This is a genomic window from Microbacterium plantarum (assembly GCF_035231185.1).
GTDB lineage: Bacteria > Actinomycetota > Actinomycetes > Actinomycetales > Microbacteriaceae > Microbacterium > Microbacterium plantarum.
In genome coordinates this window covers 478,119-490,257 of record NZ_CP141117.1, presented here as the reverse complement: position 1 = coordinate 490,257, position 12,139 = coordinate 478,119, and the positions used below count along the sequence as shown (strand labels likewise).

Annotated in this window: 11 protein-coding genes; 2 read left to right on the top strand and 9 right to left on the bottom strand. The window is 70.7% G+C overall.

The features are described from left to right. Position 1: 1 nt before the first annotated feature. Positions 2 to 286 (bottom strand): hypothetical protein, encoded by a 285-nt coding sequence (locus VC184_RS02330; protein WP_323987181.1) that lies wholly within the window; start codon positions 284 to 286, stop codon positions 2 to 4. A gap of 322 nt (positions 287 to 608) precedes the next feature. Here VC184_RS02330 and VC184_RS02325 point away from each other — a divergent pair, with 322 nt between their 5' ends. Beyond that, positions 609 to 1,499, top strand: a complete 891-nt coding sequence (locus VC184_RS02325; RefSeq protein ID WP_282501998.1) for an aldo/keto reductase — start codon at positions 609 to 611, stop codon at positions 1,497 to 1,499. 33 nt (positions 1,500 to 1,532) lie between these two features. On the opposite strand, the gene VC184_RS02320 is transcribed toward VC184_RS02325, so the two are convergent. After that, on the bottom strand, positions 1,533 to 1,853 hold the full coding sequence (locus VC184_RS02320; protein WP_274178296.1) for a DUF952 domain-containing protein: 321 nt from the start codon (positions 1,851 to 1,853) through the stop codon (positions 1,533 to 1,535). A 49-nt stretch (positions 1,854 to 1,902) separates the two neighbouring features. Between VC184_RS02320 and VC184_RS02315 the strand changes: the two genes are divergently transcribed. Further along, entirely contained in the window at positions 1,903 to 2,460 is a 558-nt protein-coding gene (locus tag VC184_RS02315) for a TetR/AcrR family transcriptional regulator (RefSeq protein WP_282501997.1), read from the top strand. Between the two features lie 25 nt (positions 2,461 to 2,485). Here the strand turns inward: VC184_RS02315 and VC184_RS02310 are convergent, their stop codons facing one another. The 7 genes from VC184_RS02310 to VC184_RS02280 form a co-directional block, all read right to left on the bottom strand. Continuing rightward, positions 2,486 to 2,782, bottom strand: coding sequence for a hypothetical protein (locus VC184_RS02310; RefSeq protein WP_323987180.1), 297 nt, complete (start codon positions 2,780 to 2,782; stop codon positions 2,486 to 2,488). Positions 2,783 to 2,818: 36 nt separating this feature from the next. Next, a complete protein-coding gene (locus VC184_RS02305; RefSeq protein WP_323987179.1) occupies positions 2,819 to 6,514 on the bottom strand; it encodes a proline dehydrogenase family protein in 3,696 nt (1,231 codons plus the stop codon). Between the two features lie 52 nt (positions 6,515 to 6,566). Further along, entirely contained in the window at positions 6,567 to 7,127 is a 561-nt protein-coding gene (locus VC184_RS02300; protein WP_112616269.1) for an acyl-CoA thioesterase, read from the bottom strand. Between the two features lie 170 nt (positions 7,128 to 7,297). Then, positions 7,298 to 8,839, bottom strand: coding sequence for an arabinosylfuranosidase ArfA (gene arfA / locus VC184_RS02295; RefSeq protein WP_114589100.1), 1,542 nt, complete (start codon positions 8,837 to 8,839; stop codon positions 7,298 to 7,300). A 58-nt stretch (positions 8,840 to 8,897) separates the two neighbouring features. Beyond that, positions 8,898 to 9,815, bottom strand: a complete 918-nt coding sequence (locus VC184_RS02290; protein ID WP_274178292.1) for a carbohydrate ABC transporter permease — start codon at positions 9,813 to 9,815, stop codon at positions 8,898 to 8,900. Further along, positions 9,812 to 10,783, bottom strand: a complete 972-nt coding sequence (locus VC184_RS02285; protein WP_274178291.1) for a carbohydrate ABC transporter permease — start codon at positions 10,781 to 10,783, stop codon at positions 9,812 to 9,814. The genes VC184_RS02290 and VC184_RS02285 overlap by 4 nt, the downstream gene beginning before the upstream one ends. Then, positions 10,780 to 12,111 carry an extracellular solute-binding protein gene (locus VC184_RS02280; protein ID WP_274178290.1) on the bottom strand — a complete coding sequence of 444 codons (1,332 nt, stop codon included), beginning with the start codon at positions 12,109 to 12,111 and terminating at the stop codon, positions 10,780 to 10,782. The genes VC184_RS02285 and VC184_RS02280 overlap by 4 nt, the downstream gene beginning before the upstream one ends. Positions 12,112 to 12,139: the final 28 nt, after the last annotated feature.

The following is a 12,139-nucleotide window of genomic DNA, read 5'->3' as shown; positions in this document are numbered from 1 at the left end:
ATCAGGCCGCGAGCACGACGCGCAGCTGCTCGATCGCCCAGTCGAGCTCGGTCGCCCGGATGACCAGCGGCGGAACCAGCACGATCGTCGCGTCGCCGACGACATCGACGAGGACGCCGCGCGCGACGAGGCGCCGGGCGACCTCGGCTGCGGTGACGACGGTCGGGTCGACGTCGACGCCCGCCCAGACCCCCGCGGTAGCAGAGCGGGATGGCGGTGCCCGAAGGTGAGCGCCGGATCGGCGGTCAGGTCGAGGTATCGGCGCCCCTCGACGTCGGTCACCCACGCTCCCTCGCCCGTCGCGACCATGACCGGCAGGAGCGGCGGCGCTCCCGCGAGAGCGCGCTTCGCGCGGTCCTCGTCGTTCGCGTCCGGCGTCGGGTGGTGGTCGGCGATCGTCATTCGGACTCCTGGCTTCGGCGGTCGCGCACGCGGCGGCGGGTCGCCGCGCGGCCGGCATCCATTCTCCCCCGGCACGATCTGGCGCCGCTGAGGACTGCGACGACGACCCGCGGTAGCCCCCTGACCCGATTGCGCAAGGTCCTGCCCGTTCGTCGTCGCGCCTGACAGGCTGGAGCCACACCACCGCGAATCGTCGAAGGAGACCCATGCAGCAGCGCACCCTCGGACCGTTCACCGTCTCGGCCATCGGCCTGGGCGGGATGCCCGTCTCGATGAACAACGACAAGCAGATCCCCGACCGGAAGGATGCCGTCGCGACGGTGCACGCCGCGCTCGACGCGGGCATCACCCTGCTCGACACCGCCGACATCTACGCCCCGAGCTGGGACACGATGGGGCACAACGAGGAGATCATGGCCGAGGCCCTGGCCACGTGGGGCGGCGACCGCTCTCAGATCGTGGTGGCGACGAAGGGCGGCATCACCCGCAGCGACGGCGAGAAGTGGGGCCGGGACGGCTCGCTCGACTACCTCCGGAAGGCGGTCGAGGCCTCGCTCCGAGCACTCCGGGTCGACGTGATCGACGTCTACCAGTACCACCGCCCCGACCGCTGGATGGTCTACGGCGAGGTCATGGAGAACTTCAAGACCTTGCAGCAGGAGGGCAAGATCCGCGCGATCGGCATCTCCAACGCCAGCGTCGAGGAGATCGAGATCGCCCAACAGGTGCTCGGCGAGGGCAACCTCGCGAGCGTGCAGAACGAGTTCTCGCCGCGGCATCCGGGCAGCTACGACGAGCTGCGCTACTGCGCCGACCGCGGCATCGCATTCCTCCCGTGGAGCCCCCTGGGCGGAACGGGCGGTGGCGCACGGTCGATCGGTGATCGCTTCGCGGTCTTCGGCGAGGTCGCCCGCGCCCACGACGTGAGCCCGCAGCAGGTCGTGCTCGCGTGGGAGCTGGGGCTCAGCGACACCGTCATCCCGATTCCGGGAGCGCGCCGCGCCGCGTCGATCGCCGACAGCGCGAAGGCCGTGCACCTCGAGCTCTCGGGCGACGAGCGCGCACGCCTGTCGCACTCGGTCGGCATCGACGCCTGATCCGGCGCACGCCGCTCACGACCCGAGGCGACCTCAGGCCGTGAGCGGACGCTCGCCGACGACGGCATCCGGGTTCATGGGAATCGGCCCGTGGATGCGGGGCCGCCCGTCGACGCGCGTCACCTCGACGCCGTGGCGCGCGAGGCCCGCGACGCTGCAGTCGATCCGCAGGAGCGGCAGCCGCACGTCGGCGTAGACGGTTGCGACGACGTCGGCGACGTCGGCGGGGTCGCAGGCCCGGATGTACTCGCCCGGTTCCCACGGCACGCCCCGCGTCGCGACCTCGTACTCGCCGAACTTGCGGCTCATGCCCCAGTCATCGGCGATCGCGATGTGGCAGACGATCTCGTCCATGGCGCCTCCTTAATGAAACGCCACCGTATCATTCTGCTAGCCTGTCGTCATGCCCTCGACCGGAGATCGACGCCGAGGCCGCCCGCCCGCCCATGAACAGGCCGCGCGCGACGCCCGCATCGTCGCGATGGCGGCAGACGTCTTCGTCGAGGTCGGCTTCCACGCCGCCTCGCTCGACGCGATCGCGCAGCAGGCGGGCGTGACCAAACGCACGATCTACGAACGCATCGGTGACAAGTCGGCGCTGCTGGGCGCCGCGGTGACCGATGTGCACGGCTACCTCGATGTCGCGGCCCGCGACCTCCGGCACGCCTGCACACTCATCGCGACGGCGCTGTTCGCCGACCGTGCGATCGGCCTGCACCGCGCGGCCGTCGCGGTCGCGCTCGACGACCCCGCGGTCTCGCGTGCGTTCTACGACGCCGGCCCGATCGCGGCGCAGCGTTACCTCGCGGCCCACCTGGACGGCGACGACCGTCGCGCCGAGCATCTGTTCGGTGCCCTGCTCGGCGAACCGCACCGTCGACGCCTCCTCGGCCTCGACCCCGAGCCGGCGGCCGCGTCGCTCGACGCCCACGTCGACTCCGTACTCGCCGCGTTCGTCTGAGGCGCCGAGCAGCGCTCAGCTCAGCTCAGCTCGGCTCGGCTCGGCGAGAGACGGAGGCCGGAGCGGACTCGAGCCGGTCGAGGGCGGCCGCGGCACGGGCGGCGGCCGAGCGGCGCAGGATGCCGTGGACGAGCAGCACCGTTCCCGCGCCGACACCAACGAGCACGGGCAGGTTGAGCCCCGGCGAGAGCGCCAGCGCGATGACGGTGATCGCGAGCGCCACCGCCCCGAGCCCGATGAACAGGCCACCGAGGAGCGACTCGCGCTCGACCGACAGGCGGGCGAGGATCAGCGTGGGTGCAGCGGCTGCGTCATCCGTCATCCCGCCACGCTACCGAGACGGCACCGCGGCCGCACGTCAGATGACCGCCTCGGACCAGTCGTCGGGATTGCCGAAACGGTGCGCGGTGATCGTGATGGACTGCTCGTGCACGAAGGGCAGCAGCTCGATCCGCGCCGCGGTCGTGACCTCGTCGGCGTAGACGGCGACATCCGGGTCTCCCTCGGTCGCTGCCGCGATGGCCGTCCGCAGCTCGGCCACCGTCTCACGCGAGCCGACCAGGCGGATGCGTCCCGGTCGACGCTCGGGGGCGGCGATGCGCTGCAGCCATTCGCCGTCGGTCTCGACCGAGACCGCGATGTCGACCTCGCCGAGCGCCCGCCGGACGTCGGCGGGAAGACCGACCGGCGAGCTCAGCGTCACGGCCGATCCGGCCCGCACGCCCGCGACGAGCACGCGGAGCACCGCCTGCCAGGTCGCGTCCGACGACGCTCGCACCGCCACGTCGACCGGGCGATACCGGAACAGGTTCCGCTCGACGCCGAGGCCGGACACGTCGCGCACCTGGCCGAACTCGCGGTCCCAGGCGACGGCATCCGAGAGCGCGCCGCGCCGCAGCCATTCGAACGATTCGTAGTCGAGGGTGGGCTGGGCCGACTCGATGATGGTCGTGATGCGCGAGTCGAGACCGCGCAGATGCAGCGTGCTGGATGCCGAGCCGTTCGACGCACGCCAGGAACCGAGCCCGACGAGGTAGTTCGGTCCACCGGCCTTCGTGCCCGCGCCTACCGACGACCTCTTCCAGCCACCGAAGGGCTGACGCTGGACGATGGCCCCCGTGATGCCGCGGTTGACGTACAGGTTGCCGGCCTCGACCCGGTCGAGCCAGGTCGCCAGATCGGCGGCGTCCTGGGTGTGCAGGCCCGCGGTCAAACCGTAGGCGACCGCGTTCTGCAGTTCGATCGCCTCGTCGAGAGTGCGCGCGTGCATGACGCCGAGCACGGGCCCGAAGAACTCCTCGAGGTGCGTGCGCGACCCGGCGCTCACCCCCACCTTCACACCCGGAGACCAGAAGCGCCCAGCGGTCGCGTCACCGAAATCGAGACGACGAGGCTCGACGAGCCAGCGCTCACCCTCCTCGAGTGAGGTGAGAGCCCATTCGAGCTTGCCCTGCGGCGGCTCGATCACGGGCCCGACCTCGCTGCGGGGATCGGTGGGCGGTCCGACCCGCAGCGACCGCGTGGCGTCGACGAGTTGACGCGCGAACCGCTTCGACCGCCCGACCGGCCCCACCAGGATCGCGAGCGACGCGGCGGAGCACTTCTGACCCGCATGACCGAAGGCGCTCTTGATCAGGTCGGACGCCGCCAGATCGAGGTCGGCGGAGGGCATGACGATGATCGCGTTCTTGCCGCTGGTCTCGGCAAGCAGCGGCAGCTCGGGCCGCCACGACCGGAACAGCGCCGCCGTCTCCCACGAGCCGGTGAGGATGACGCGGTCGACCGACGGGTGGGTGATGAGCCGGCGGCCGAGATCGCCCTCGTCGATGTCCACGAGCGCGAAGAGATCGCGGGGCACCCCGGCATCCCACAGCGCCTCGGCGACGACCGCCGCACAGCGACGGGCCTGCGGAGCGGGCTTGAAGACGACGCCCGATCCGGCGGCGAGGGCCGCGAGCACGCCGCCGGCGGGGATGGCGAGCGGGAAGTTCCACGGCGGAGCGACCACCGTGACCGACGCCGGCTCGAAGACGGCGCCGCTGACCCGATCGAGCTCGCGCGCCGTCGCGGCGTAATAGGCGGCGAAGTCGACCGCTTCGCTGACCTCGACGTCGGCTTCGGCCAGCACCTTGCCGGTCTCGGATGCGGCGACCTCGATGAGCTCGGCCCGACGTGATTCGAGTGCGCGCGAGGCGGCGAGCAGCACCGCACTGCGGTCGGCCGCGGCCATCGAGCCCCAGGCGGATGCCGCCGATCCCACACGCGCCACGATTCCATCGAGCTCTCCCGCGTCATCGACCCGGGCGGCGGCGATCGTCTCGTCACCGGCCGTGCTGCCCTCGATCCGCGACAGGATGCCGCGGGCCCACTCCCGGTTGACGGCGAGCGCGGGGTCGGAGTCGGGAGTGTTGGCGAACCCGGGCGCTCCGAGCGCCGGGGCCCGGCGCGTCTCGCGCGGGGCGTAGACGGCGGTCTCGACGAAGTGCTCGCCGCCGAACAGGACATCGTCGGGCTCGCCCAGAGCCGTGGTCTCGTCGGAACGGCCCGCGGCGTCGGCGATGCCGAGCACCGCCTGCGTCAGCCCGTCGTCGCCCTCGGCGGGGTCGCGCGTGATGCGTTGCGGCGCGATGGGCCGCAACGACATCGTGCGGTCCTGCGTGCGGTTCGGCCCGCTGGGCAGGGCCGGGTCGGCCGCGCGCTCGAGGGAGGCGAGGAATCGATCGCGTTCGCGCTCGAACAGGCTCGCGTCGGTCGCGAGGTCGAACGCCGCCGAGAGGAAGTTCTCGCTCGAGGCGTTCTCCTCCAGCCGCCGCACGAGGTAGCTGATGGCGACGTCGAACTCGTCGGGGCGGACGACCGGGACGTACAGCAGCACGTGGCCCACGTCGGCCGTGACCGCGGCGACCTGACCCTGCGCCATGCCGAGGAGCATCTCGATCTCGATGTCGTCGCGCACACCGCGCTCGCCGGCGAGCAGCCAGGCATAGGCGATGTCGAAGAGGTTGTGCCCGGCGACGCCGAGCCGCACCGCGGCGCTCCGCTCGGGGCGCAGGGCACGGTCGAGGCACCGCAGGTACATCGCGTCGGCGTCGAGCTTGCTCGCGTGGGTCGCCAGCGGCCAGCCGTGGATCGTGGCGTCCACGCGCTCCATCGCGAGGTTCGCGCCCTTGACCAGCCGCACCTTGATGCGGCTTCCACCGGCCGCGACGCGGGCCTGCGCCCAGGCGGTCAGCTCGTCGAGGGCGTCGGCGGCGTCGGGCAGATAGGCCTGCAGCACGATCCCGGCCTCGAGCCCCCGCAGCCGCTCATCTTCGAGGATGCGGGTGAAGACGGCGATCGTGAGATCGAGGTCGCGGTACTCCTCCATGTCGAGGTTGATGAAGGTGCCGTCCTCAGCCGCGCTCAGGTAGAGCGGCAGCAGCCGCTCGACGACATCTGCGACGACCTCGTCGAACGCCCACATCGAGATGCGGCTGACGATCGCCGAGACCTTCACCGAGACGTAGTCGACGTCGGGCCGGCGGATCAGCTCGTGGATGCCTTCGAGCCGGCGGCGCGCTTCTTCCTCGCCGAGCACCGCCTCGCCGAGGAGATTGAGGTTGAGGCGGGCCCCGGACTCGCGGATGCGGGCGATGGCGGGGCCGAGCTTGTGCGGTCGCGCGTCGACGACCAGGTGCCCGACCATCTCGCGCAGTGCCGTGCGCGCGATCGGCACGACCGGGGTCGGCAGCACGGGGGCCACGGCGCCGCCGATGCGCACGGCACCGCGGAGATACCAGGGCAGGAACTCCGGGACCAGCGGGGCGACGTGGTGCAGTCGGGTCGCGGCGGCGGTCACGCTCTCGGGGCGCATGACCCCGTCGACGAAACCGATCGTGAACGGCAGGCCGTTCGGGTCGCGAAGGACTCCCGCGAGGCGCTGCGCTGCGGCATCCGCGGGGAAATCGGCCGACGTGTGCACCCATTTCTGGGCCAGGTCCACCGCCTGATGGGCGAGGGAATCGTCGGCGGGGAAGCCCGGCGGGGTGGTGCCGGACGAAACGGTGTCGGACATGCCGTCAGCCTATGTCGCAAGCGCTCTCGAAGGGCGGCGCCTCGCCCGGGGATCACTCCCAGACGCTGGGCGCCTCGGCACGCGTCGACGGCAGAGCGGTCGCCGCAGCCCACTCGGTCATCCACGGCTCGAGCTCGGGCAGATCGTCGCGCCGGCCGAGCACCGCGAACAGCTCGTCGAGCGGCACGATGCCGCCCGTGCGACGCAGGAACCGCGAACGCACCAGCATCTCGGCGTAGACCTCGCCGCGGACGACCGCACGATGCACCATGTACACCGACTTGTCGTCGTGTCCGTGCAGGCGCGTCTCGATCGTGAAGCGCTGCCAGAGGTTCAGCGACTTCCGGAAGGTGATCGTGCTGCTCGCGACGACGCCGTACCAGCCCTTCTCCTGGAAGGTGTCCCAGATGCCGTTGCGCACCAGCAGGTCGAACCGGCCGAGGTCGAACAGCGAGGCGTACCGCCCGTTGTTCATGTGCCCGAGCAGATCGATGTCGGTGGGCAGCGTCCGGAGCTTCACCCGGCCGACCGCCATGAGCGGCCGCGGGCCGTTCCTGCGCAGCTGTCGCTTCGCTCGCCAGATCGTCAGCAGGGTCCGGAGCCACACGTTCACGAGGGCCGACGCTATCGGATGCCCCATGCCCCCACCCGCATCCGTTGTGCGCCTTCCACAACTCCGCGCCCGCCGCCCCGCGCGCAGGAACGGAGAATCGCGCGAACATCGGAGGATCTCGCGGGATCCGTCCGACGTACGCGCGATTCTCCGACGTACGCGACGCGCGGTCAGGCGCGGGCGGTGTCGAGCACGATCACCGCCCACGACAGCGCGGGCAGGGTCGCCCGCAGCGTGCCCTCGTCGAGTCCGACGCCGCGCAGGGGCACGAGGCCGACGGCGTCCTGGTCGTGCTCGGTGTTGGCCGACCGCCGGTCGCCGCCCTCGGGCACCGTCAGCACCTCGGCCGAGACGACGCCCGACGCCCCGAGTCCGCGCAGCTCGAGCGACACCTCGGTCTCGGACTCGAGCGAGCGATTGGCGACGAACAGGGCGACGCGGCCGGTCGCCTCGTCCCACGTCGCGGCCGCGTCGACGACATCCACGTCGCCGAACTTCGCCGTCGGCGTCTGATCGGAGTCGATCGCGAGCCGCAGCACGCGCCCCTGCGCCAGCTGCGACATGCGGGCGAACGGCCAGAAGATCGACTGCCGCCAGGCCGGCCCGCCCTCCTCCGAGCGGATGGGTGCGATCACGTTGACCAGCTGCGCCTGGTTGGCGATGCGCACGCGGTCGCCGTGGCGCAGCAGGCTGTGCAGGAAGGTCCCGACCACGACGGCGTCGGTGACGTTGTAGGTGTCCTCGATGAGGCGCGGGTGGGCGCGCCACTCCTTCGACGCCGAGACGATGTGCGGCTGGTCCTCGGTGTCGAGGCCCCGCTGGTACCAGACGTTCCACTCGTCGAACGAGATGTCGACCTGCTTGCGATGCTTGCCCGCAGCCTTGACCGCGTCGATCGTCGAGACGACGCCGTCGATGAAGGCGTCCATGTCGACGGCCTCGGCGAGGAAGGATGCCGCGTCCCCGCCGTCCTCCTGGTAGTAGGCGTGCATCGAGATGTAGTCGACCTCGTCGTACGCGTGCGTGAGGACCGTGTGCTCCCACGAGCCGAAGGTCGGCATCTGCCGGTTCGACGATCCCACCGCCACGAGCTCGATGTCGGGGTCGACCAGGCGCATCGCCTTCGCCGTCTCCTGCGCGAGCCGGCCGTACTCGTGCGCGGTCTTGTGGCCGATCTGCCACGGGCCGTCGAGCTCGTTGCCGAGGCACCAGAGGCGGATGTCGAAGGGCGCTGCGGCCCCGTTGCGGCGACGCAGGTCCGACCAGTACGTACCGCCGGCGTGGTTCGCGTACTCGACGAGCGCGCGGGCCTCGTCGACACCGCGCGTGCCGAGGTTGACCGCCTCCATGACCTCGACCTCGGCCTCGCGCGCCCAGTCGACGAACTCGTGGAGCCCGAACGCGTTGGTCTCGACCGTGTGCCAGGCGCCATCGAGCCGGTGCGGACGGTCGGCGACCGGCCCGACGCCGTCCTCCCAGTTGTAGCCCGAGACGAAGTTGCCGCCGGGGTAGCGGATCACGGTGGCGCCCAGCTCCTTCACGAGCGAGAGGACGTCGCGACGGAAGCCGCGTTCGTCGGCCTGCGGGTGACCCGGCTCGTAGATGCCGGTGTAGACGCAGCGGCCCATGTGCTCGACGAACGAGCCGAAGAGGCGGCGCGGCACGTCGGCCACGGTGAAGTCGCGATCGAGGACGATGCGGGCGCGGGGCATGATGCTCCTGTTCTTTCGGGGTGAGGGGATGCGGACGACGCGTGCCGGGCGGCGCCGGTCACTGACCGCCGAAGCCGGTCGTGGCGACGCCGCGGACGATCTGCTTCTGGAACACCAGGAAGACGATGATCAGCGGCACCGAGGCGAGGACGGCCTGAGCCATGACCTGCGCGTACTGCACGCCGTAGGCGCTGATCACGGTCTGGAGTCCCACCGGCAGGGTCATGAGGGTCGTGTCGTTGATGATGAGGAACGGCCAGAGGAAGTTGTTCCACGCGCCGATGAACACGAAGATCGCGACGGCACCGAGGATGGGCCGCGACAGCGGCAGCACGATCGACCAGAACACCCGGAAGCGTCCGGCGCCGTCGACCCGCGCGGCATCCTCGAGCTCGATGGGCACCTGGTCGAAGAACTTCTTGAGGATGAACACCATCGCCGGCGCGACGACCTGCGGCAGGATCAGGCCCCACGGGGTGTCGACGAGGTTGAAGGCGAGCATCTCGTAGAACAGCGGGATGATCAGCACCTGCGGCGGAATGACGATCGAGGCGATGACCGCGCCGTAGAGGAACTTCTTGCCGCGGAACTCGAGCCGTGAGAACGCGTACGCGGCCACGGCCGAGATCGCGACGGTGAGCAGGGTGATCACGGCGGAGGTCCAGAGGCTGTTGCCGGCCCAGACCCACACGTTGCCCTGCGAGAGGATCGAAGTGAAGGCCTCCGTCGTGGGCCCGCTCTCGCCGATCCAGCCGCCGGCGCCGGAGGCGGCATCCGTCTCGGTCTTGAAGGCGGTCGCGACCGCCCAGAGGAACGGCAGCAGCCACCCGATCGCCAGGAGGGCGAGGGCGACGAACGCGACGATGTTGAGCGCGCTCAACCGGCGCTGACCGGGTTTGCGGCTCCGCGGATCGGGGGCGACCCCCGGGGCGACGACGGCGCGCGTGGCCGTGGAGCTGGCGGTGGCGGCGCTCATGAGTGCTCCTTCCGGCGACGGGTGGCGAGGGCCTGGATGACGCCGATCAGCACGATCACGGCGAAGAAGACGTACGAGATCGCCGCCGAGTAGCCGAAGCGGTACCCGACGAAGCCGGACTCGTAGATGTACTGGACGATCGAGCGGGTGGTCTCGCTCGCGATTCCTCCGAGCATCTGGTACGCCTGGTCGAACAGCTTCAGCGACGCCAGCACCTGCAGGATGACGATGAGCACGGTGACCTGGCCCAGCTGCGGGATCGTGATCGAGAAGAGCTTGCGCCACTCCCCTGCGCCGTCGATGGACGCCGCTTCGTACTGCGTCTCGGGGATGTTCTGGAGGGCCGCGAGGTAGAGCAGGAAGTTGAAGCCGATCGTCCACCACACCGTCGCGACGACGATCGCGAGCATGTTGGTGTCGGGGTTCTGCAGCCACGCGATCGGCTCGAGACCGAACGCCTCCAGGATGCCGTTGGCCGCGCCGATCTGCGGGTTGAAGATCCACACCCAGATCTGCGAGATCACCGTGGAGGCGAGCAGATAGGGCATGAAGAACGACAGCCGCCAGAGCCACTGTCCGGGCAGTCCGCGCTGCACGAGCAGAGCCATGACCAGGGCGAGGACGACCAGCGGCACGGTCGAGAGCACCGTGAACCAGGCGGTGTTGCCGAGCGATCGCCACATGACGGGGTCGCCGAGCGCTTCGACGTAGTTCGCGATGCCGATGAACGATCCGCCGGCGCCCGTCAGCGACTGATCGGTGAAGCTCAGATAGAGCCCGTGCAGGAGCGGCCAGACGAGGAAGAGCAGGAAGGCGGCGAGGAACGGCGCGAGGAAGGTCCAGGCGATGCGCTGCTCGCCGCGGTCGCCGGCGTGCCGGCGTCGCCCCGCGCGGTCGCCGGTGACGATCGTGCGCGTCGCGGCGGTGTCGGCGAGTCCGGCGCGGCCGGATCCGGTGTCGAGGGTCATGCGCGGGCTCCGTCCGGTGCGGCGGGGTTCGGCGTCTGCAGGCGCAGGTCGACGCCCGCGCGGAAGCGGGAGACCGCGGCGGCCGGATCGGCGCCCTGCAGCAGGACGTTCTGCACCGCGGCGCCGAAGTCGGCCTGGAAGCGTGAGCCCGAGCCAGTGAACCAGGCCGGCGGGTCGTACCGGACGAGCTCGGCGGCCTCGGCGTAGTGCGCCTGCGGCAGCAGATCGGCGTAGGCGGGCGACTGCGTCACGGGAAGATACGCGGGGATGTGGCCGGCCCCGGCCCAGTCGAACGACCCCTTCAGGATGTCGGCGACGAAGCGGTAGACGAGGTCGCGGGTCTCCTCGTCGGGCGCGCTCTGGTGCGGCAGGGTGAACGAGTGCGAGTCGGCGTAGACCGACGGGGTGCCGAACACGGGCGGGATGATCGCGGCGTCGATCGGCAGGTTCTGCTGCTGCATCGAGCGCAGCTCCCAGACACCGGTGAGGAAGAGCCCGCTGCGCCCGGTGGCGAACTCGGCGATCGCGCTCTGGTAGTCGGCGCTGCGCGACGCGATCTCGTCGTCGAGGAGCTGCTGCATGAAGGTCAGCGCCGCGACCGCGGCATCCTCGTCGATCTCCGCCTTGCCGCCCTCGGGAAGCTCGATCTCTAGCCCGTGCTGCGTGTAAAGCGTGTAGAAGAGGCGCCACATCTGCGCGCCGTCGCCGAGATAGCCGAAGGACAGCCCGTGAGACTCCGACACGGCCGCCACGGCTCGCCCGAGCTCGAGGAAGTCCTCGGGCGAGGTGATCGGCGGCAGCTTGCCGTCGCTGTCGAGCACACCCGCCTCGGCGCAGATGTCGGTGTTGTACATCAGGATGAACGGGTGCGCGTCGAGCGCGACGCTGTAGAGGTCGTCGTTGATGAAGCCCTTGCGCCAGATCGCGTCGGTGAAGGTGCTCGCGTCGACGCCGAGGTCGGCCAGGCGCGCGGTGTCCCACGTGTCGAGCAGCCCGCCCGGCGCATAGCCGACGACGCGCGAGGCGTGCATGACCGAGACGTCCGGCGCCCGCCCGCCCGCGGCCGCCATCGCGAGCTTGGTGTAGTACGGCTCACCCCAGGCGAGCACGGTCGGACGCACGCGATAGTCGGACTGCGCCGCGTTCACGCCGTCGATGAGCCCGGACATCGTCACGCCGTCGGCACCGGAGAGCAGGTGCCAGAACTGGAGGGTGCGGGCGCCCGTGCCGCCGGGGAGACCGGCGCACGAGGCGAGGAAGGCGGTTCCGGCGAGGGCTGCGGCTCCCGTGAGGAATCGCCGTCTGCTGAGTTCTATGGGTGGGGCCATCGGTCACTCCTTTGTGACGGCACGACAT